The 22972-nt window shown below is 43.7% G+C and carries 18 protein-coding genes and 1 riboswitch; of the genes, 14 read left to right on the top strand and 4 right to left on the bottom strand.

The features are described 5' to 3' along the window. The first annotated feature begins 82 nt into the window (after window positions 1-82). The 6 genes from H70737_RS21000 to H70737_RS20975 all read left to right on the top strand — a co-directional run bounded on the left by H70737_RS21000 (window position 83) and on the right by H70737_RS20975 (window position 7945). On the top strand, window positions 83-1141 hold the full coding sequence (locus H70737_RS21000; RefSeq protein ID WP_042190334.1) for a FecCD family ABC transporter permease: 1059 nt from the start codon (window positions 83-85) through the stop codon (window positions 1139-1141). Window positions 1142-1143: 2 nt separating this feature from the next. Then, window positions 1144-2178: a FecCD family ABC transporter permease gene (locus H70737_RS20995; RefSeq protein WP_042194295.1), complete on the top strand. Its 1035-nt coding sequence runs from the start codon at window positions 1144-1146 to the stop codon at window positions 2176-2178. A 43-nt stretch (window positions 2179-2221) separates the two neighbouring features. Then, a complete protein-coding gene (locus tag H70737_RS20990; protein WP_042190332.1) occupies window positions 2222-3937 on the top strand; it encodes an ABC transporter ATP-binding protein in 1716 nt (571 codons plus the stop codon). Window positions 3938-3979: 42 nt separating this feature from the next. Further along, window positions 3980-5020 (top strand): NAD(P)/FAD-dependent oxidoreductase, encoded by a 1041-nt coding sequence (locus tag H70737_RS20985; RefSeq protein ID WP_042190330.1) that lies wholly within the window; start codon window positions 3980-3982, stop codon window positions 5018-5020. Window positions 5021-5161: 141 nt separating this feature from the next. Beyond that, on the top strand, window positions 5162-6787 hold the full coding sequence (locus H70737_RS20980; RefSeq protein WP_197071237.1) for a helix-turn-helix domain-containing protein: 1626 nt from the start codon (window positions 5162-5164) through the stop codon (window positions 6785-6787). Window positions 6788-6919: 132 nt separating this feature from the next. Continuing rightward, on the top strand, window positions 6920-7945 hold the full coding sequence (locus tag H70737_RS20975) for an iron-hydroxamate ABC transporter substrate-binding protein (RefSeq protein ID WP_231573323.1): 1026 nt from the start codon (window positions 6920-6922) through the stop codon (window positions 7943-7945). Between the two features lie 143 nt (window positions 7946-8088). Here the strand turns inward: H70737_RS20975 and H70737_RS20970 are convergent, their stop codons facing one another. Further along, window positions 8089-9108 (bottom strand): ABC transporter substrate-binding protein, encoded by a 1020-nt coding sequence (locus H70737_RS20970; protein ID WP_231573322.1) that lies wholly within the window; start codon window positions 9106-9108, stop codon window positions 8089-8091. A gap of 103 nt (window positions 9109-9211) precedes the next feature. Continuing rightward, entirely contained in the window at window positions 9212-10798 is a 1587-nt protein-coding gene (locus H70737_RS20965) for an AraC family transcriptional regulator (RefSeq protein WP_042190323.1), read from the bottom strand. A 148-nt stretch (window positions 10799-10946) separates the two neighbouring features. On the opposite strand from H70737_RS20965, the gene H70737_RS20960 reads away from it, so the two are divergent. The 5 genes from H70737_RS20960 (at window position 10947) to H70737_RS20945 (ending at window position 14868) form a co-directional block, all read left to right on the top strand. Next, window positions 10947-11306 carry a (2Fe-2S) ferredoxin domain-containing protein gene (locus H70737_RS20960; protein WP_042190321.1) on the top strand — a complete coding sequence of 120 codons (360 nt, stop codon included), beginning with the start codon at window positions 10947-10949 and terminating at the stop codon, window positions 11304-11306. Between the two features lie 168 nt (window positions 11307-11474). Further along, window positions 11475-11624 carry a hypothetical protein gene (locus H70737_RS30815; protein WP_156113160.1) on the top strand — a complete coding sequence of 50 codons (150 nt, stop codon included), beginning with the start codon at window positions 11475-11477 and terminating at the stop codon, window positions 11622-11624. A 169-nt stretch (window positions 11625-11793) separates the two neighbouring features. Continuing rightward, a complete protein-coding gene (locus H70737_RS20955) occupies window positions 11794-12948 on the top strand; it encodes an AI-2E family transporter (protein WP_042190319.1) in 1155 nt (384 codons plus the stop codon). Window positions 12949-12967: 19 nt separating this feature from the next. Beyond that, on the top strand, window positions 12968-14440 hold the full coding sequence (locus H70737_RS20950) for a carboxylesterase/lipase family protein (protein WP_042190317.1): 1473 nt from the start codon (window positions 12968-12970) through the stop codon (window positions 14438-14440). A gap of 23 nt (window positions 14441-14463) precedes the next feature. Then, window positions 14464-14868: a VOC family protein gene (locus H70737_RS20945; RefSeq protein ID WP_042190315.1), complete on the top strand. Its 405-nt coding sequence runs from the start codon at window positions 14464-14466 to the stop codon at window positions 14866-14868. A 51-nt stretch (window positions 14869-14919) separates the two neighbouring features. Here the strand turns inward: H70737_RS20945 and H70737_RS20940 are convergent, their stop codons facing one another. Beyond that, window positions 14920-16416 (bottom strand): N-acetylmuramoyl-L-alanine amidase family protein, encoded by a 1497-nt coding sequence (locus tag H70737_RS20940; RefSeq protein WP_042194292.1) that lies wholly within the window; start codon window positions 16414-16416, stop codon window positions 14920-14922. A 207-nt stretch (window positions 16417-16623) separates the two neighbouring features. After that, complete coding sequence (locus H70737_RS20935; RefSeq protein WP_081951174.1) at window positions 16624-17814, bottom strand: PstS family phosphate ABC transporter substrate-binding protein; 1191 nt, start codon at window positions 17812-17814, stop codon at window positions 16624-16626. Between the two features lie 208 nt (window positions 17815-18022). Continuing rightward, window positions 18023-18171: riboswitch (FMN riboswitch) on the top strand. A 126-nt stretch (window positions 18172-18297) separates the two neighbouring features. Between H70737_RS20935 and H70737_RS20930 the strand changes: the two genes are divergently transcribed. From H70737_RS20930 to H70737_RS20920, 3 genes are all read left to right on the top strand, one after another. Continuing rightward, a complete protein-coding gene (locus tag H70737_RS20930) occupies window positions 18298-19257 on the top strand; it encodes a DMT family transporter (RefSeq protein ID WP_042190313.1) in 960 nt (319 codons plus the stop codon). Window positions 19258-19560: 303 nt separating this feature from the next. Then, complete coding sequence (locus tag H70737_RS20925) at window positions 19561-21312, top strand: sensor histidine kinase (protein ID WP_042190311.1); 1752 nt, start codon at window positions 19561-19563, stop codon at window positions 21310-21312. Between the two features lie 11 nt (window positions 21313-21323). Next, window positions 21324-22964, top strand: a complete 1641-nt coding sequence (locus tag H70737_RS20920) for a response regulator transcription factor (RefSeq protein ID WP_042190308.1) — start codon at window positions 21324-21326, stop codon at window positions 22962-22964. The last annotated feature ends 8 nt before the right edge of the window (window positions 22965-22972 follow it).

The raw sequence follows: 22972 nt of genomic DNA, 5'->3' as shown, positions 1-22972 counted from the left end.
ATCTATTGCCAAACCTAGGAAATGTAATTTACAATAGTCTAATGATAATGAGAATCAATTTCACAGAAATAGGGTGGCATTCATGAATCAACAGATAACTACCAGGATAGGAGCCGATAAAGGAGTAGTTAAACGAGAATTTCGTTCACGTCCTTGGGCGGCAACATTAATCTTGGTCGGCGGTCTGGCGCTATTATTATTAGGAATTGCTGTTTCCGTCTCCTTCGGTGCAGCAGATATTAAGCTGTCTGTGGTATGGTCAGCTGTGTTTCACTTTGATCCGGAGATCATGGATCATCAGATTATTAGAGAATTAAGATTACCTCGTGTACTTGGCGGGGCAATGATAGGGGCTAGCTTTGCAGTTGCTGGCGCCATTATGCAAGGGATGACGCGAAATCCATTGGCTGATTCAGGTCTGATGGGTATCAACTCAGGCGCAGGATTTGCGCTTGCACTATGTTTTGCTTTTTTTCCAAATTTATCGTTTATGTATTTGATTCTATATTCTTTCGTGGGTGCCGGCGTAGGCGCGGGCGTCGTATACGGAATTGGATCACTTGCTAAGGGAGGATTAACTCCTGCTCGTTTGGTGCTGGCCGGTGCTGCTTTTAGTGCGCTTTTGTCGGCACTGAGTGAAGGGGTAGCTTTATATTTTCACATCGGTCAAGATTTAGCTTTCTGGTATGCGGGAGGTGTGGCTGGAACGAAATGGATCCAACTCAAAATCATGTTCCCTTGGATAGGGGCCGCTTTAATTGGTGCAATGGTAATCTCTCGATCGATCACGATGCTCAGTTTAGGTGACGATGTTGCGAAAGGTCTAGGTCAGCGTACAGGGCTTGTGAAGTTAGCAGGTGCATTAATCGTATTGATTTTGGCTGGATCATCGGTTGCCGTAGTTGGTGCAGTTGGTTTCATTGGACTAATTATTCCGCATTTGACACGATTTTTTGTGGGTGTCGATTACAGATGGATTATTCCGTGTTCAGCGATCCTCGGCAGTTTACTTGCTGTATTTGCAGATTTAACTGCGCGGATGATTAATCCACCTAATGAAACGCCACTTGGCGCTATTATTGCACTGATTGGTGTACCTTTCTTCCTTTATCTTGCACGTAAAGAAAGGAGGGAGCTGTAATGATGGAAAAAACGACATTCGGTTCCTTCGAAGCCGCCAAAAACAAACGGGGCTTAATTATCATGATTTCGTTGGCTGTACTAATTGTGATTGCTTTTATTATTAGTATGAATACAGGTTACATACGTTTGACTCCTATGGAGTTGATTAATACATTGTTCGGTAAAGGAACCGACAAGCAGGAGTTAATCTTGTTTCAGTTTCGGCTGCCACGTATTGTGATTTCCGTTCTAATTGGGGCAGGTCTGGCTGTATCCGGTGCTGTGATGCAGGGCGTCTTTCGTAATGCGTTAGCGGACCCTGGTATCTTAGGGATTAATGCTGGTGCAGGAATTATGGTTATGCTGTTAATCTCTTTTTACCCTACGGCAACCGCGGCTCCGGTGTATCTGTTGCCAATGGTAGCGTTCGTCGGTGCGGGGCTTACAGCTGCCTTAATCTATGCTCTAGCTTATAAACGGCACCAAGGAATATCGCCTATGCGTCTACTGTTGACTGGTGTAGCTGTCGCAGCTGGGATGAGTGCAGCTATGATCGTGCTTACGCTAAGGCTTGATCCAGAAAAATACCAATTCGTCGCTACTTGGCTAGCAGGCAGCATTTGGGGAACAAGCTGGAAGTTTGTACTTTCACTCCTACCGTGGATTCTTATTCTGGTGCCTTATGTCATCTATAAGGCAAGGGTGATGAACGTACTGAATCTAGGGGAGCAGACCGCTGTGGGACTTGGTGCTGCAGTAACGAAGGAACAATTTCGGCTTCTTGCGGCTGCGGTAGGATTAGCAGCGGCGAGTGTCGCTGTCAGCGGTGGAATTGGTTTTGTGGGATTGGTCGGACCCCATTTGGCGAGACGGTTAGTTGGGCCGAAGCATCAACTCATGCTTCCGACTTCGGCACTGCTTGGGTCACTACTCGTTATTACAGCGGATACCATTGGACGCTGGATCCTCCAGCCGTCTGAGATTCCTACGGGTATCGTTGTAGCTGTAATTGGAGCACCATACTTTTTGTATTTGTTAGCCCGTACGAAATCTTGATGAAAGTAGGCTGATCTCTCACCAGAAGGAGCGAATTATTAACATGTTGCGTCGTTTTTTTGCTTACTATAGGCCCTATAAGGGATTGTTTATTCTTGATTTTTCTTGTGCTATTGCTGCTGCACTACTTGAACTGGTCTTTCCGTTAGCCGTTAACCGGGTAGTAGATGATCTGCTGCCAAGCGGCAATTGGAGATGGATACTCTATTCATGCCTCGGCTTGCTGGGGATATATATTGTCAGTGCCTTTATGCATTTTGTCGTCACTTACTGGGGGCATAAGCTGGGGATTAATATCGAATCGGATATGAGAAAAAAGCTTTTTGACCGAGTTCAGAAGTTATCTTTCAATTTCTTTGACAACAACAAGACCGGCCATCTAGTATCCCGGATGACAAATGATTTGATGGACATCGGTGAGATTGCCCACCACGGGCCAGAGGATCTCTTTATAGCAGTAATGACGCTGCTCGGTGTGTTTGGCATTATGCTCAGTATCAATTGGCAATTAGCTATTCTGACGTTTGTAATCGTTCCGCTTATGATTTATTTATCCATGTACTTCAGCCGGAAAATGTCTAAAGCCTTCCACATCATGTTCGCGGACATTGCTGACTATAACGCACGCGTGGAGAACAATGTAAGCGGGATCCGCGTTGTGCAAGCTTTTGCTAATGAGAATCATGAAATTTCCCGTTTTGCGGTCAATAACGAACGCTTCCGTATAACAAAGCTGATGACCTATCGAATTATGGCTTGGAATTCATCCTTTAGCTTTGTTCTCATGAAACTGGTCTCGTTATTTGTTCTCGTATGCGGAACATATTTTGTAATCCAGAAGCAAATGACCTACGGTGAATTTATTGCTTTTGTGATGTTGTCCAATGTATTTTTAGGACCATTACAACAGATTAACTCGGTCATTGAGACCTATCCCAAAGGCATTGCAGGTTTTAAACGTTATCTCGAACTGCTGGAGACGGAGCCGGATGTTGATGATGCGATTGACGCTAAGACAGTTCATGATCTTAAGGGGAATATAACCTTCCATGATGTGGCTTTCGCCTACAGCGATAAAGAGAACGTACTCCAAAATGTGAATCTGTCGATTCAAGCAGGAGAGACCGTTGCTCTGGTCGGTCCATCTGGTGCGGGTAAGACAACGCTTTGTAGTCTACTACCTCGCTTCTATGATGTAAGTGAGGGTAACATTAGCATTGATGGAATTGATATTCGTTCCATGAAGCTTGAATCTCTTCGTTCACACATCGGGATTGTACAGCAAGATGTATTTCTGTTTGACGGAACCATCCGTGAGAATATCGCTTACGGGCGGTTGGGTGCCTCCGATGAAGAAATCTGGGAGGCAGCACGGCGCGCCCAATTGGAAGAGCTGATCAAATCCCAGCCTGCTGGACTGGATACTATGATCGGGGAGCGGGGCGTTAAGCTCTCTGGAGGTCAGAAGCAGCGGCTGTCCATTGCCCGGATGTTCCTGAAGAATCCAACGATTCTCATTCTAGACGAAGCCACATCGGCGTTGGATACCGAGACGGAGTCCGCAATTCAGGAAGCACTTGCAGAGTTGTCACAAGGTCGTACGACGCTTGTTATAGCTCATCGATTGGCAACGATCAAGAATGCCGACCGTATTGTTGTTGTTGCGGAAGGTGGTATCGCTGAACAAGGCAGACATGAAGAACTGTTACAGACTACCGGAATTTACAGTCGACTACATGAGGCACAATTTGGAGCGTAAGAAGCTAAGGGCATCAATAGAATATACTTTTGGAGGGACATAATGAACAATCAACTGGAATTATACGATGTAACGATTATTGGCGGCGGACCTGCTGGGATGTATACAGCTTTTTATAGTGGAATGAGAGACCTCAAGACGAAGTTGATTGAAGCGAAGGATGAGCTCGGAGGAAGAATGCTTATTTATCCTGAAAAAATGATCTGGGACGTAGGCGGAGTAACGCCGACGCTTTGTCATCAGCTGATTGGGCAGCTCAAGGAGCAGGCGCAGACCTTTGAACCCACCATTGTGCTGGGACAGCAAATTATGAATCAAGAGAGACAAGAAGACGGGACATATATCTTAACCTCGTCTACCGGGGAACAACACTGGACACGAACCGTTATTCTGGCAATTGGTTACGGAATCCTACAAATGGCTAAGCTCGAAATCGAAGGTGCGGATCGCTATGAGGTGACGAATCTTCATTATACCGTTCAGGAGCTAGAGCCATTCCGTGGTAAAAGGGTGCTGATCTCCGGCGGAGGAGACTCTGCAGTAGACTGGGCAAATGAACTGGAGTCGATTGCAGCAAGTGTAACGATTGTGCACCGTCGTGAACAGTTTGGGGGTCATGAGAAAAATATTGTGCGGATGAAGGAATCTTCGGTCAATGTCCGCGTGCCCTATGCAGTAAGCCAATTACACAGCAGTAATGGGGAAACGATAGATCAGGTGACGATCAACCACATAGAGACAGGTGAATCAGAGCAATTTGAAGTGGATGCAGTGATCGTAAACCATGGTCTTAAGAGCGATTTTGGCCCGTTAAAAGAGTGGGGCCTTGATATGGGCGAATGGTGTGCGAACGTATCTGATAAGCTGGAGACCAATCTCCCTGGCATATTTGCAGCTGGTGACTTTGTGGATTATACAAGTAAGGTACGTTTAATTGCCGGTGCCTTCACCGATGCAGTTCTGGCGCTTAATAGTGCCAAGCTGTTCATAGATCCAACTGCGGCTAAAGTTGCTTATGTGTCTTCTCACAATGAGCGGTTCAAAGAGAAGAATAAGGCGCTTGGTGTCGTTGACGACCATTAATAGCGGTAAATTCTTAAGGAATAGGTTTGATTTTAATGTTGTGCGTATAGGGCTTCTTATCCATTTCGAGCGGAGAGAAGCCTTATGCGCCTTCTTTATATTTCAAGGTTTAATAGCCTGATGATCTGGAAGGGAGCAGGAATGAAGCTATCTAATAATAACCTGGTACACAGAATTTATATGTTAAAAGAGGCTGGGAAACGCCAATGCGGCGGTGGTCACATCAGTAATCTCCAGATGGCCCAGTCCCCACTCTTCCTGACACCAATAGAAGCTACCGTTCTAATAACCATTGAAGGAGAGACAGTAGCTCTTAAAATAGGTGAAATTCTTTTTTTAAGTGCAGGTACGATTTATCATATTAATGCTCCATTAGAGACCGTTATCTCTGTTCTAGCAATCTCCTATGAGGTATATGGGCTAAGCAATAGCACTGAGCAAGAATTGGTTTATGGACTTTGCCGTGAATTTTTTCCGGTCAATGGGATTTTACCAGTACGTACGACGAATAAAATAACCCGCTTATTCAGCGAATTGGAAGATGTTGCTGCCAATAATTTAGAAGTACAGGCAGATAGAATTCAATCCTTGCTGTATCAGCTGCATCAACTGGTCGTAGAGGCTGACACTGAAGCAGACATTACGGATAGTTCATATTTCAGAATGCTCTCTTATATTCACCAGAACATCCAAAAGGAGATTACGCGAGAGATGATGTCTAGAATGATGGGATTTAATCCTCGCTATTTCTCAGTATGGTTCCGCAAGCAGACGGGGTGGAGCTTCACCGAATATGTAGCTCATTTAAGAGTGAATAAAGCGAAAAAATATTTGATGTCCAGCCAAGCAACAATCCAGCAAATTTCTCAAAAAGTAGGCTATTCAGATGGACTATATCTGAGCCGGAAATTCAAGCAAGTCACCGGGATGACTCCAACAGATTTCCGTTTGCGTCCCAAACCGAAGCGGATTGTAGCGTTGCAATTTTTAGGGGATTTACTTGCGCTGGGTGTGAAGCCTGTCGCGGTTGAAAAAGATGTGATGAACTACTCATTGCTTTTGCAGCCGGAACTGGCGGATGTACGATCGTTTGAATTACAGGGATGTCCGGCGGAAGCGGACTTGTCTGGACTGGAAGCTGATATAGTCATTGCACCGACCTATCTGAGCCCCCGTCAGCTTAAATGCATGGAAAAGTTGGGTCCACTAGTTACGGTGGAATGTGATGAGATGGACCGCTTAGAACAGATTCGTTTATTCGGCAGACTGCTGGGAGAAGAGGAGAAGGCAGAGGCATGGATAAGGCACTATCATTTGAAAATAGATTTGGCCAAGCAGCGCTTGTCCTCACTAATTGAATCTGGTGAAACGGTAGCGGTGTATGAGATTAGGCAAGATAACAGTATTTATATCTGGAATCATACAGCCCGAGGTGTGTACAATCTGTATCCAATGCTAGGGTTAGCTCCGCCGGACAAGGTAAGGTCAGATGTTCTGGAGCGGAATGATCATCTATGCATCTCACTGTCGGAATTGCCAATATACGCGGCTGACCATATGTTTGTGGTTGTATCAGGACGAGAGGACTGGATGTCGAGAACACGTAAACGCATTAGCAAGAGTGTGGTTTGGCGCAATCTTCCAGCATTCAGGAATGAACGCATATATTACCTCAAGCTTGAGGAATTTTGGGGCAGCGAAGGGCTTGCACTCGAACGTCAGTTGGAGATACAGACAGATTTGTTAATCGGCCATAAGTTAAGCTGACAATCGTCCATAGCCAAATTGATGTATTAGCGTGTATATATGTTTTCCCACGGAGACGTTATATTAAACATGGATCTAAATGATATTGATTATCAATATCACAATAATATAAAGTCTCAAGGGGGATTTACATTGTACAGAGTAATATCGTTAGGAAAAACAAGTATGATAGCCGTTGTACTTACGCTGGTGCTAATGTTGAGCGCATGCGGACAAGCTGCTAATCAGGGGAATGCTCCAGCTAGCACGTCTGCTGAAGTGGCTAAAAGCACTAATGATTCTGTAGTTGCCAGCACGGAGCCGGCTGCTGATGCAGAGTACTGGACATATGAAAGCGACAAAGGTCCGGTGCAGATCCCACGCAATCCACAAAGAATTGTAATTCCGGTACAAGACTTTATCGGTGATCTTCTGACGCTGGGGGTGACGCCCATTGCCGTAGCTGGGAATGACATCTTGAATCATCCATATTTCAAAGAGGCGCTTACAGGTGTAGAAGTAGTGGGTGATGACATGACGGTGTCCCTGGAGAAAATAACGAGCCTGGAACCGGATTTGATTATCACTTATCAGGAAGATACCTATGAGCAAATCTCCAAGATTGCTCCGACTGTCTTTATTCCTTGGGGTAAATACGACTATAAGGAACGATTGATTGAGATCGGGAAAATCTTGAACAAGGAGCAGCAGGCTGTAAAATGGGTGACGGATTTCAATCAGAAGCTGGAAGCGAAGAAAGCGGAATTGGCCGATCTGATCGCAGCTGACAAAAAGGTGGCAATCTTTGAAATTGCCGGTAAAGAGCTGTTTCTATACGGTTCGTCATATGGGCGTGGTGGAGAGATTATATACAACGGATTGGGGCTGCATGCACCTGATCTTGTCGAAGAGGTAGCCTTTAAGGAAGGCTGGGCTTCCCTTTCTCTCGAAACGCTGCCCGAGTATCTAGGAGAAGCTGATTATATATTCCAAGGCTTCAGTCGTGGTGTGGAGCAGGATAAGCTGGACATTCTGGACAGTGTCTTCTGGCAAAGCCTACCTGCTGTTAAGGCGGGTCATGTGTTCACCTACGATCTCAAAACTTATTATCTCTCTGATGCTTATGCGCTGGACAAGCAGCTGGATGAGATAGTCACGTTGTTGAAGTCCCTACAATAAGTTAAATTTGAAGCGTGAGATAACAACACTCACAGATAAAACGCCTTTAGATGCTTATAAGTTATCTTAGTAGGAATTTTGTACAACAATAAAGGGATGTCCGCTTAGCCGCTATGGCTTCGGACATCCCTTTTCCTCATGCATTATTTATTATTTATTAGCCAATCGGCCAGCTCTTCGGTCTGGGTTAATACCGCGATAGGGTCATAATACCAGGAACGTTCTTCTTTCCAAACATAGAGGTGTCCATTTTTGACTGCAGGAAGGTTGCCCCAAAATGAATCAGCCTTGTAATCAGCTTCTGTAAGGTTATTTGAGGTTAAGATAATATAATCTCCGGCATATTTAGTTAACGCTTCTTTAGAAATTTCCGCCCATTGCTTCTCCATAATCTCCGCTGCTACTTCTGTAGGCGGCTTGCGACCAAGCGCTTGATAGATGGGCTGTCCGCCTCGGCCAAAGTTATCGCCATAGACCCAGATGGATTTTCCACCGTCTTCCATGATGGAGAAGGTTGCATCTGCCGGGAGGGCCTTGTCCACTTTTGCTTTAGCTTCGGCTATCCGTTTGTCATAATCTGCAAGCCAATTCTTTGCTTCTTGTTCCTTTCCAAGGAGTTCTCCGAAATAGGTTAATTCTGCATGAGCATCTTTTAAATCCCCGTAAGGCACAATGATGGTAGGAGCAATTTTGCTAAGCGTTTCATAGCTTTCTGCTTGTCCCGAAATAATCAAGTCAGGATTTAGTGCGATGATTTTTTCAGGTGACATTTTACCGTACGCCCCTGTGTCTGTAACACCGGTAAGAGCCTCCTTATAATACATATTCTCTAAGGTCAAGCCTGGAGCTCCGATAGGAATGGTATCAAGAGCTATTAGACTTCCCAAGTATTCCTCAGCGACAATTCGTTTAGGATGAACAGGGATTTCAACATCACCTTTTACGGTACTTACTGTTTTGACAGTAGGAGTTTCAGCACTTTCTGCTTCTTGATTAGTTTCGGTTGGTGCTTGTGTTGCTGCTGTTGTATTACTGGTACCACCTGTATTCTCCACCGTAGTATTGGAATTTCCACAAGCTGATAGGACTAGAATTAACGTCAGCATGAAGGGAAATAGAAGCCAATGATTCTGTTTCGAAGTATTCTTTTGTAGATTATGCAATTTGTTGTTCCTCCTATGGTAATTGATTATCATTCTCAATAAGAACTTTACAATCTTCTCTGGTTATTTACTATGGACGAATATGATCTTCGTTTGTGCATATTTATGATGTCATCACATGCAGCAATTCTTTAAGCTGTGCTTGAGAAGACAGCGGATCAAATCCATAGAACATGTCACCCTGGTTCAGGATGTATACCCGATTGTTACGGACTGCATCTAACTGCTTCCAATCACGAGAATGCAGAAGGCGAGAGAGGCGTTTTCTTCCCTCAGAAGATGATGGGATGCTAGTGATAATAATATAGTCTGCAGGATAGGTTCCGATTTCCTCAATAGATGACACTAGATACCCTGAATCCATTATTCCGTTCTCCATAATGATGGATGGTGGCTTGAATCCAAGATCTCCGTACAAAATCTGACACCCCCTACCGTAACTGCTACTGAAACAATAAGCTGCTCGGGAACTAAGCTCCCAAACGATAGCTGTCCCTCTTTCCGATCCTATCGAATGATTCAGTTTCTTATTGGCAGTATGGCAGAGCCCATCGTAATGACCTAACCATTCTTCTGCTCGCTGTCGCCGGTTGACTACATCAGCGATCAAACCAAATTGCTCTCGCCAGCTCATTTGCATAAAGGGTAATTCAATGACCGGAGCAACTGGAGTCAGCATCTTATTCTCAGGAATATTGTAGCTGATAATGATATCTGGTTCTGCTAAAGCTATCGAATCAAATAGAAGGGAAGAGTTACCTTCGTTCATCGTAAGTTGTTTGGAGGCTGGCACTTGCTCTAAGCTCCGATGCCAATCCGAATAAACACCGAGTTGAGGCATAATTTCCAGTACCCGTAGGATAGCTGTGTGATTGTAGTTTAAAGCAACAATTTTTTTGTTCTTATTCTGATAGGCTGTAGGTGAAAGACCCACAAGCTGCTTGAATTTACGGCTCAGATAAGTTCCTTCTTCATAACCAACCTCATGCGCCAGTGTTGTTAGATTTGGGGAACTGGTGAGGATTCGCTGCTGTGCTCTGCGGATTCTTAACAGTGTAATATAAGCGCTGAAAGTTTGACCCATAATTTTACGAAAGGTACGTGAGAAGTGTTCAGGGCTTACCCCAGCTAACGTAGCCATCTGCTCCCGAGTAATATCTTCGTTGTAATGAGCTTCTATGTATTCAAACACATTTTCAATCCATCCTCCTGAAGTCTCCTTTTTTGCAGTCAGTTCATGATGAAGATCCACGATGAATTGGGTGAATAATTGCTGGACCTTAAACGGTTTCCGATCATCGGGTTCTATCCAAGCACTGTAAAGCTCACCAGACAATGCGATCAATTGTGTGGAGGCGTGGTGTAAGGCTGGGCTGCCATTTAGAAAATAATGCTCTTGCCTACGGTTGGGCATACTGGTGTACTCTATCCACATCCCCTGTAACTGTTGCTCATTCTCTAGCTTCAAATTTGAAGTTGCAGCAAAGATCATGATGCTTCCGGATTCGAGGCTATGAAGTTCGCCATCTATCTCAAGCTGACCTTTACCTTCCCAGACAAACATAATACAGGAATTCGTAGCTGGGATGTTATCGGTTGCGTAGTGGGAAAGACTTGTTAGGCTACTAATCTTAACAGGCATATAAAAAGGATGGGAATGATGTGGCATCCCGCCGGATTGGATGGGCATGGTAGAAGTCGCTCCCTTTTTTCAATGATAATCATTCTCAATTATAGTATACCAGTCTTTCTTTCTATTGACTATAATGGCTCTTATGATAGTGTTTAGAATAATCCGCTAACGAATATTTTTAGGTATGAAAGGAATGGGGGATTTCATGACAACTTGGAATTTACAAGGAACCGTAAGTCACTTGTTGATATGTAATGGTAGCAGCTGCAAGAAACATAAAGGTGAAGAGGTAGCTGAAGCGATAGAAGATGAGATTGAAAAGCAAGGTGCACAGAGTCTTATACATACGACGGTAACCCGTTGTAATGGTAGATGTTCAGATTCCTGCGTCGTAATCGCATACCCTGAAGGCGTGTGGTATAAAGAGATCACACCTAAATCAGCGAAATCGCTAGTACGGAAGCATTTACAAGGCGAGAGACTTGAGGATCATCTGCTGTATACATATGATGGTCAGCTGATGGCTGCAAATGACAAGGGAGCTAAAGGGAAGAAGAAAAAATAGCTGTTCACTGATCGAAGGTTCGCAGCTAAGTGAAATCTAAGTAGAAATGATTGAAGTACCGTCAATGCGCTGGCGGTATTTTTTTGTCTTTTCAGGAAAGCAACTTCGTTTCTTTTTGTTTAGTAGAGGATTATGATTGAATGAAAGGAAGATCTGGGGGGAATAGACATGTTTAAGAGGTTTACAGTGGATGATCATGCAGAACCGGCGCAGTTGTTTACGGAATCTTTTTGTGAATTACATGAAGAAACTTTTCATACATATATGATGCTTGCGACTGAAGAATACAGTACTACGATTGCAGAATTCATGGCGTAGCAGATGCCAAAAACCTGGATTCTAACAAAGTATATCAATCGATTGGTTTTGTGAAGGCGGGCAGAATTGCAGATATCAAATTTGACTTGCGCCCCTAACGTTGACTATGCTATTAAAAAGTGAATAAAATAACACTTCATATAAGGTGGCGCATGGGGGAGAGGGTTCGATGGAGAGGCTGCAGGTGTGGCCGGGGAAGTTTAAGAAGTTTTTTCTGAACAACAAATTTGTGGTAACCTTACTTATTTTATTGTTAACTGGGGTAACTATCCTGGTGTTCTCAAAGATACCGTTTATTTTTACGCCTATATCTGTATTGCTGCACACGGTGGCTGCACCATTGTTACTATCCGGTATCGCTTATTATTTGCTGAATCCGTTAGTAGACCTGATGGGAAAAAGATTCAGGATGAAACGTGTGTATGCAATCATCATTCTTTATCTGTTAATTGCGGGTATTATTACGTTGATTCTGGTGATGGTGATTCCGATTCTTCGAACGCAATTATCTGGTTTGATTGACGATTTTCCAAGGTATAGTGACTTGATCCAGGAACGATTTATGAATCTGACGGGAAGCGAATTCTTTGGTCAAGTTCAAGATAGTATAGGAACTAACCTAAGTGAAATCACCAGTAAAATTACGGCTTGGGGCACTTCTTTTCTGAATAATGCGCTAACAGGTGTAGGGAGCTTCGTCGGAGCCGTTACGGAGATTGTGCTGGCGGTGGTGACGACACCGTTTATTCTATTCTACTTGCTTCGTGATGGAAAAAGATTGCCAGATTACATTTTGAAATTTGTACCTACCGCGCTGCAGCCGCAGACTCGGATGGTAATGTCGGAGATGAACGCCCAGGTATCTTCCTATATTCGAGGGCAAATTATAGTAAGCTGCTGCATTGGTGCGCTGCTCTATATTGGCTACTTGATTATTGGTCTGGAGTATTCACTTGTCCTTGCCATTGCCGCTGCTTGTACAGCAGTTGTTCCCTATTTGGGTCCGGCAATTGCTATTACACCAGCCTTAATTGTGGCCATGGTCACTTCACCATTTATGCTGCTGAAGATGATCATCGTTTGGACGGCTGTACAGCTGATTGAAGGAAAGTTTATCTCTCCGCAGATTATGGGCAAGACACTGAAGATTCATCCGATCACGATCATTTTTGTGATTATTTTTGCCGGCAAAATGTTTGGCGTTCTTGGCATTATCCTTGCAGTTCCTGGTTACGCGGTGCTCAAGGTTGTATTTACACATATTTTTCAATGGTTCCGGTTCCAGTCCGGATTGTATAAGCAGATTGAAGAGAATAAGGAATAATGTGGAAGGGTGAAATGTAATGGTAGGACCGATAGCAGTAACCTCTTACGGTAAGCTTCAAGGACGAGAGGAGGATGGCGTGAACGTTTGGCGTGGAATCCCTTTTGCCGCTCCACCAGTTGGAGAGCTTCGATTTCGTGCGCCGCAGCCACCAGAAGCTTGGAGCGGAATTAGAGATGCTTCTGAATTTGGTCCAGTTAGCCATCAGCCAGCGGATACGAGAGGTACGCGTTTCGGTGGCTTAACACCTCGTCATTCTGAAGATTGTTTGTATTTAAATGTATGGTCACCTGCATCCCCAGGCGAGGCACTCCCTGTTATGTTTTGGATCCACGGGGGTACATTTGTGACTGGCGCTGGAAGTCAGCCACAGTTTGATGGCACTAGTTTCGCGAAGAATGGTAATGTTGTCTTGGTGACGATTAATTATCGACTGGGACCATTTGGTTTTATGCATCTGTCTTCGCTTGGTGATGGATTTGCGTCTAATCAAGGCTTGCTGGATCAAATTGCCGCGCTGGAATGGGTAAAGCTTAATATTGCCGCCTTTGGAGGCGACCCTCAGCGAGTTACGGTATTTGGAGAATCAGCTGGCAGCATGAGTATCGCTGCCCTTCTGGCTATGCCTGCTGCAAAGGGATTATTTGCTGGAGCGATCATGCAAAGTGGGGCTGCTCAAACCTTGTCAAATCAACAAGGAAAAGATATTGCTGTAGCATTACTTACTGAACTAGGCATTTCTCCTGATGGAGATACTAGCCTACTTAATACGTTCTCAGCGGAACAAATTATAGAAGCAGCCACAAGAATGACTATTAAATTAACGGGTGGTTCAATAGGCATGTTATTTCAGCCTGTCATTGATGGGGATACGCTTCCTGTAGATCCTGCACAGGCTGTGGCAGAAGGATCAGCCCAGGGGATTCCGTTGTTGATTGGAACCAATCGAGATGAGGGGAATTTATTTTTCAGGGGAGAAACACCAGGTGCAGACTTTGATGAATCGCTCAAGGCGCTGGAGCAGATGATGGGAACTGGAAGTCTGGCGGAGGTTGCCAGCCACTATTCTTCTACATGGGAAGGACAGGCGGAGATTCTAACGGATCTATATTTCTGGGGAACCTCTATATCCTTAGCTGAGAATCAATTGGCCTATGCGCCTGTTTGGATGTATCGTTTTGATGGGACGGTCCCTGGCCATCCATTGTTAAACAAAGCTGTACATGGTGCGGAAATTGTCTATGCTTTTAACAATTTGTCTCATGTAACTCGCTTGGGTGCGGAAATTACACCGGCGATGCAAAAATTGGCTGAAAGTATGCATACGGCATGGATTGCCTTTGCTCATCGAGGAAACCCAGCTACATCCGAGCTATCATGGCCTGAGTATAATCTGGAAGAACGTCCTACACTGATCTTTGATGAAGAGATGCGAGTAACTCAAGATCCCGATTCAGAGAAACGCAAGAGAATTGTCTCTATTCTGGTTTGAGAAGTCTGAGGAGATGAACGGGGATGAAGGTCCAAGGATTTAATCATGTGACGGTAAATGTGAGTGATTTATCACGTTCATTGAATTTTTATACTGGTATTTTGGGTCTTCAGCTAATACACAAAGGCAATACAGATGCCTATATGGAATGGGGAAGCGCATGGATTTGCCTCATTGAAAAGCCAGAATACACTGAATTAATGGGCAGTGTAATTGGGATAGACCACATTGCCTTTAGTATAGCGGAAGAACATTTCGAGGAGGCTGTACAGGTACTCCGTACCCACGAAGTACGAATCATTAGAGGACCTGTTAAAAGGGGAGTAGGCTGGACCGTCAACTTTCTCGATCCAGATGGGATTCAGTTAGAGCTACACACTTCTAATCTAAGAGAACGAATGAGTGTTTGGAATAACAAACAAGAATAAAAATAGAAAGGGGAGCTTCTTAGCCAATTGGCTAAGAAGCTCCCCTTTTTTCTATCGACCTAAATATTCCTTAATCCCTAGAACTACTGCTTCGGCTATCCTATTCTGAACATCTACTGTGAAGAGTAATGCTTCGTCCTTGGTATTACTTAAGTAACCACATTCTAATAAAATGGCTGGCATTTTAGTTTCTCTTGTTACATGATAATTTGCTTGACGAACCCCTCGATCCTGAAGACCTGTAGCAACAGTAAGATATTTATGAACGGTTTGCGCGAATAATAAACTATCTTTACGTGTGTAATAGGTCTCTGTACCACTAGGATTGCTCTTACTGCCCACTGGGATACTATTGGCATGAACAGAGATAAACAAATCTGCTTTTACCTTATTGGCGAGGTTGGATCTGTCCTGCAGGGTCGGGTATGTATCATCACTTCGAGTGAGCACAACCTCAATATTTGGCTCTTTCTTTAGTAATTCTGCAATTTTCAGTGCTGTTGGCAAGGTGAAATCCTTCTCTTTGCGGTTACTTCCAGTGCCAGGATCTTTCCCACCATGTCCTGCATCAATAACAATTATCTTCTTGTCTGTGTTGCCAGAAGAAGGTGGAGGCGTTGTGACCGGTACTTCAGGTACAGTGGTTGCAGGAGGCGTTGTGCTTGTCCCATTTAGATCCACTATAATAAGTCCGTCGTTAGCATTCGTTACACTGTAGTTATTCGCACTGTTCAGATCAATCACGATCCGGATCGTAGAGGGAGAACTACTGAATAATGAATAACGAATGGTTGAGACGTTAGGATATTCGGTAATCGTCAACTGCCCACTTTGGTTTTTTCCGACAGAAAGGTTCTGATGAAAGCTGTCGCCAAAGCTGGTATTCGGTAAATCTACGACAATTCGGTCTTTATCTGTCATTGTGAATACATTTGGTGTTACACTGCCGTTCATCGCGATGATGAGCTTGTTATCGATGAAGCTAAGATTTGTGACTGCTGCCGTCGAGGTGTTTCCATCAGTTGTTGTGTTACCATTCGATCCATTATCAGAGGGTGCGGTTACAGATGTGTCTGGAACTGTAATTTCTGGTTCGCTTCCGCCAATCTCTGGTACTGGAGAAGTTAAGTATACCGTTTTGGTCACATTATCCCAACCGACAGTAGTTCCTGTCTGTTCACCAACAAATCTTAAAGGAACGAGGGTCGTGTTGCCACTGAGAAAAGGAGGGTTGTCCAGTTTTACCTGTTTCCCCGAAGCCTCTGCCATCGCATTATTCACGATAAGCTTTAATGTCGTTCCCTTTTGCTCAATGGTTGCAGTCTTGGTCACATTATCCCATTTCACGGTATAACCAAGCTGCTCCGTAACGAGGCGAAGTGGAACCATCACGCTTCCATTTACAATTTGAACTTGTGCTTCTTTTGAAATCTTAAGATCATTGCCGTCTAGATTGATGTGTGTCTCTGCAGAGCCGGCATAACCAGTTCCTGGATGAACCAGCACCAACAAAAGCAGCAGTAACGCCAAAAAACCAAACTTCTTCATCTGCAATCCCTACCATCCCCGTTTCTTGGTTTCTAGCAATTCTTACTTTTTCTTCCTATGATGCAGTTTCGGCTTATATAAATCTTAAACGACAATAGTTTCCAAAAGTTGCGCTCTTTTAGAGTGAAAAAGGAAAAATTTCGGTATAAAAAGCGAAAAGAGAGCTTTCCCAAACATTTGGGTTAGCTCTCTTTTCGTAACAATATTTTATTGCAAAGAAGTATAACCCGTTTTTTCTACCAATTCCTGACCTTGAGCAGATTGCATCCAATCTAGAAAGGGCTGAATATTGGGGTTGTCACTTCCAGCAGTCACAGCATAAAATTCTGTAGCCAAAGGGTACTGTCCACTGCGAATACTTTCTTTGTCGGGCTTAACACCATCAATGGCGAGTAGTGCAATTTCCCCACTTTGATTCATTTCTGAGGCGTAAAATAAGAAGCTGTACCCGAGTGCATTTTTATAATTGCGATAACTGGAGGTTTGTTTAATAATTCCACTCATAATATCCGCCACGTCTTCCTTAGGAGGTGTCATGAGTGTAGTGTCTCCCATAAACTTTTGCAGCATCGTCTGGCTCCCACTATCCTCTGGGCGTTGAAAAGCGCGAATACGGTTATTAGCTCCGCCTACATCTTTCCAATTGGTGATCTTGCCTGCGTAGATATCTTTAAGCTGGGCGGTGGAAAGTCCAGTTACTTCGTTTCGTTTATTCACAAAAAATACGAAAGCCTCGCGGCCGATGGGTGTGAGCTTCAGCTCAACGCCTTTTCGCTTCGCATGTTTCTGTTGGGCAAGAGAAGGAGCAGCGACAAAGATAATATCAGTGTCACCTTCGATTAGTCTTTTGTAAGCTTCCGGTGTGCTACTGCAAATCACTTGACTTGTTTGGAAATCATATGGATTATAACTGGCCGCAGGATAAGCAGATTGTACGAAAGCTGAATACAGTGGGTATAGTGCGGTTGCGCCATCCAATTTTGGTAAGTTGTTATCGATATGATATGAAGAAGGTTTATCCAAATTCACTGCTTTGGTATTCTCAGCAAAAGGTTCGTATAGTACCAAATTAACTTCCCGATCATCGACCGTGGCAATGCTGTTGATATATGCTTGTTTGATCTCATATCCTGCGGTTACGAGCACACTAAGTCCGAGGATGGATAGCAATATAATATTGCTTGTTTTTCGGGACAACACATTAAATATAAGGAGTACAACATAAATAGCTATCACAACAGATAAAATCGCCACAAGTGGAGTATAAAACATTAGTCCCCCGAAAAGCGCGGTAATTATCGAACCTATGAATCCTAAAAAAGCTATGACTCCGACAGCAAAAAAGGAGAACAATAACTTCGTCCAGAATGACTCCTTCGTCCAAAATGATTCCTTCATAACAACCTCCTTAGAAAAATTCCTAAACTATGGAAAAATAAACATAATTTCATTATACAGATTTTTTGGGATGGGACAGTAGAACAATAACGAAAAAAATATGTAAGAAAAGCTGTGATACATGAAAATTTTATGTATATTTTCATAAAGTACTGGACGAATGGCAAGAAGAGGTTTATTCTGAGATTGTGAAAAAAACAACGGAATACAAGATTCTCGGGGTAGGGTGAAATTCCCAACCGGCGGTAATGTTCAAAGCGAACTGAGCCCGCGACTCACTTGTTCTGCTTGCAGAGAAGTGACTGATCTGGTGTGAATCCAGAGCCGACGGTAAAGTCCGGATGGGAGAGGATCATAAGATAAAGGCGCTAGGAGTCTATCCTGTACGTCTTTATTGATAATGCCCCCGAGTCGACCTTTTATGGTGATTCGGGGGTTTTTGGTCTCTTATCGAGGGTTTGTATCGACAAGGAGAATGGAATAATGAGTAATGTAACAGCTTCATCATCAGCTAATAAGGTAAGCAGCACGTCACCGTTACGCAGTGGGTTTTGGCTCGTTGTGTTCGGTGCAGCACTATGGGGCGTTGATCCGCTCTTTCGTATTATCCTCTTAAAATCTTTGACCTCATCGCAAATTGTTCTTTTGGAGCATGTGGTGCTTTTCTTGGCTGCTTCCCCTGTTCTTTGGCGTCACCGGGCGGAGCTAAAAGGCATTGGATTTCGCCAGATTGGAGCTTTGCTAATTGTTTCCTGGGGAGGTTCTGCCGGGGCGACAATTCTATTTACGATGGCACTCTCCAGTGGGGATTTAAATGCTGTGCTGTTGCTGCAAAAGCTTCAGCCGATATTCGCTATCGGGCTTGCAGCCTTAATTCTTAAAGAACGTCTGCCTAAAAATTTCGGAATCCTCATTATTGTGGCACTGGTAGGAACCTATCTGCTGACCTTTGGCTGGAGTATTCCATTCGGACATGTGAACAACTTCATCGGTGTTAGCAGTCTGATGGCCTTAGGAGCGGCCGCATTGTGGGGTGGCTCAACAGTAATGGGACGTTATCTGCTTGGGTCTATGAAATATGAGACAGTGACTTCCCTAAGATTTATATTGGCGCTGCCGTTGCTTTTCATTATCACCACATTAGAAGGTGCTCCTTGGCAGATTAATGGTGGATTTGGTGCATCTGCTGCCATCGCCATTAATTTGTTGCTGCAGGCTCTGCTGCCAGGACTACTCAGTATGCTGATGTATTACAAAGGACTCAGCACTACCAAAGCTTCCTTTGCTACATTGGCTGAACTAAGCTTTCCTATGACGGGAGTAATCATTAACTGGATCGTATTCCAGCAGCTCGTCACGCTACCGCAAATTATCGGGTTCGCGTTGATCTGGACCGCTTTATTCTTCATATCGAGTCAACAATCTAAAGCACAAACGCTCTGAACAGACTCTGATTGTATAGATTGAACTAAATAAAGTATAAAGGGATGACTGGAATGCCTAGCGGCTTTCGGATCATCCCTTTTTGTATGTCTCTACAATACATTAGACTGCAAAAACTGCAGAAATGTTTCGTACGTAGCATATAGCGCAATAATTTAAGCCTTTACAATAGAGAGGACGATAATAGTGCTTGAACAAGCTATCACTTGTCTACCTCATTTTGCAGGGAGAAATTATCTATGCGTTAATGAAGATTATTTGTACAATAGAGGCTATGACATTTGAGTCGGAGTGTGAAGGAAAGTGTATAGATATAATTTATTTACCAAAATCGTAAGTATCATGGTCATCATGCTGATTCCTATTACGATCCTCTATTTCTATTCCAATAAGACGACCACGGATGTGCTACGTACGGAATTAAATACTTCGAACAGCAATCAGCTCAGTTTTTTTCAGAATCAAGTAGAGAGCAATATGGAGCTGTTGTCCTCCTGGCCGATCCTGCTCATTCATGATCCTGATATTTTGAGCTTAAAGGATACTTATTTGAAGGGAACACATTTGAACCTGGATGCGATAAACACGATTAAGCGGATTCAGACCAAAATCAGTATTCAGGAAAGCTCCTCCAACTGGAAGAGTAAGTTGTATCTATATTCACCGTCCATCCACCGAATGGTGTCAGAGAATGATGCTATACCGTATTCGGATGAGGATTTGAAGCGGGAAGTAAAGTCAGGCTGGCATGTAGAAAAGATCATTGAGCAAGATGGCGACCATTTTGTGTTCTCTTGGTTTTCTTTTACCCCCTTCATGTCAGAGTTCACTCCTGAAAAAGCCAATACGATTATGAAAGTGGAGTTTGACAGCCGAAACATTGAAGATATGCTGGATAAATTCAAAAGTGATGGCAGGAGAGATCCTTTTTATTATAAACAGGGCACTGGTCTTATCTTTAACCGTAGTGCTGACAAGCTACTAGCTAATGAATTGGTAAAAAGGCTGGAGCAAGAGCAGCTGAAGCAAAGTGAAAATCGTACCGTGAACATTAATGGTGAGTCCTACAGTGTAAACATAGTCTATTCGGATAAAATGGGCTGGTATTTGATCGACTATATGCCGCTGTCAGAAATACTGCATCCGATCCAAACCTCCAATCGCTTATTTTATTTTGCTATTGGTGCATTGTTATTAATGAGCTGTCTCGTAGCCTATCTACTGTATGTTCAGGTGCAGGTGCCCGTTAGATTATTGGTTGGAGGCTTCCAGAGGTTGAAGCAAGGAGACTACTCTGCGCGGGTGGAGATCAAAGGTAAGAATGAGTTCAGCTTTCTGTCCGGAAGGTTTAATAGCATGGTGGAACAGATTCAGAAGCTGATTGAGAATGTGTTAATGGAAAAGATCCATGTTCGAGAAGCTAGATTAAAGCAGCTTCAATCCCAGATTAATCCGCATTTCTTCTATAATTGCTTCTCATTTATTACGAGTATGGCGAAGCTCGATAATATGGGTGCTGTCGTCGGTATGTCACATAATTTATCCCGGTATTACAGATATACGACCCGCCAAGAACGCGATCTTGTCGCTTTATCTGAAGAAACGGAATTTGTGACTCACTATCTGGAGATCCAAAAAATGAGGATGAGCAGACTTCAATATGAAGTTCATATCCCGCCGCAAATGCGGAAAAGAGATCTTCCTCCGTTGGTTCTTCAGCCTTTGGTCGAGAATGCGGTTATCCATGGGATTGAACCTGTCTCTAAAGAGGGGCTGGTGCGAATTACGGGCACATGCAACGGAAGAGTTATGACATTAACGGTTGAGGATGACGGAAAAGGCATGACCCCGGAGGAAATTATCGTATTGGAAAATAAGCTAGGCAAAGCGATGGATGAAGAAATGGGCTGCGGGCTTTGGAATGTGCATCAGAGAATGCGGCTGCGTTTTGGTGAGGATGCAGGATTGACGATTGCACCATCATCACTCGGAGGATTGCAGGTTAAACTTCAGTGGTTGTTACCGCTAACTGACAATAATATGGATGACATCTAGGAGGGAATATGATGATAGAGATATTGTTAGTCGATGATGAGCCTTATGTAACAGAAAGTCTGGCCCGCACGATTCCGTGGGACGAGATTGGCGTAAAGCAAGTGCATCAGGCGGCATCGGGTGCCGAGGCTCTGGAAATATTGGAACAGCAGGACATAGATATCATGGTTACTGATATTTCGATGCCTGGAATGTCCGGTTTGCAATTAATTGAAACGGTGAGTGAGAGATGGCCGGATATCCGGTCGATTCTGCTGACAGGTTTTTCTGATTTTCAGTACGCTAAGAAGGCGATTCAGCTACAGGCTTTTGATTATATTTTGAAGCCAGTAAGTGATGAGGAATTTATCAATAGTATCTCCGGAGCGATTGAGTCTCTAAAAGACGAATGGGAGGCACATGATAAATATCATTTGCTACTCTATAATCGCAAAGCCGATTACAGTGTTTTGCGGGCCAACTTGATGCATGAGTTACTACTTGGTAGAGTGCTGTCTGAGCGGACACTTGCATTAAAGCTTAAGGAATATGAAATCTCTTTCGAATCAGATGTTGAAGCGGCGATGTTATTGATTCAGCTGGGTAAACATTACGCCGCAATGGATCATCATTCGGTTTCCCTAATGGAATATGCCATCGGCAATATTGCCGAGGAGCTCTTTAAGGAGCAATTCCATGTCTGGTTTTGCAAAGCACCCCATGATTGTTTAATTTTGCTTGTGGAACTGAAGCCAGTCATCCAGCGAGAGTTAGAGAAGTCGAATAATTACGATGCTGCGAGACAACAGATCCTTAAGTCAGCGATTGCTAACTTCAGAATTAGTGTGAGTAACTATCTGAAGGGTGAGATATCGCTTATCGTAACGGAGTGGTTTGCTTTTCCCGAAGGGATGACGGCTGCCTATCGAAGTGGCTTAAGTTCAATGTATTTGACAACACATAATGAAACAGGCTCGGTACTTTATCTGGGGGATCGTCATCTTCAGGAGATGATGAGCATCAAATCACTCGAAAGTCTTTATCGTCCGCCAACGCTCATTCATTTGCTGGAATCTAAGCAATGGGATACAGCCCGTCAGAAGATAGCTGATGTGTTCCGAGATATGGAGAATGCACGCTTTTCAAGTGAGCATCTGTATGAAGTCTTTCTGTCCATTACTAATGCATTCATGTACATTGCCCACAAAGGGGGGCAGTTCATCTCGCAAATCGATCAATATGCGTTCGATCCGATGCTGACACAGAGCATTATTGTTTCTTTTGACAAGCTGAAGGACTGGGCTTTTGATATGTTAAACAAGCTGCAGAAGGAACTCTCAGAAAGTGATCAGAACACGAAAAGTTACATTATAAAGCAGGTACATGAGCTGGTAGGAAACCATTCTGGGCATGATCTGTCGGTCAAGACGATAGCGGATCATGTGTATCTGCACCCTGTGTACTTATCTAAAATATATAAGGCAGAGACAGGAGAAGGGCTCGGAGACTATATTATCCGCATGCGGATGGAACGTGCACTTTATCTACTTAAGAATACGAATAAAAAAATCTATGAAATCACGACCGAACTTGGATATCAGAATCCGCAATATTTCAGCAAAATGTTCAAGAAGCATTACAATATGACACCAAATGAGTTTCGTGACGGATAGAGAGGTTG

Source organism: Paenibacillus sp. FSL H7-0737 (assembly GCF_000758545.1).
GTDB lineage: Bacteria > Bacillota > Bacilli > Paenibacillales > Paenibacillaceae > Paenibacillus_AQ.
Note: the sequence above shows the minus strand (reverse complement) of the source record. Positions and strands in the feature narration are given on the sequence as shown.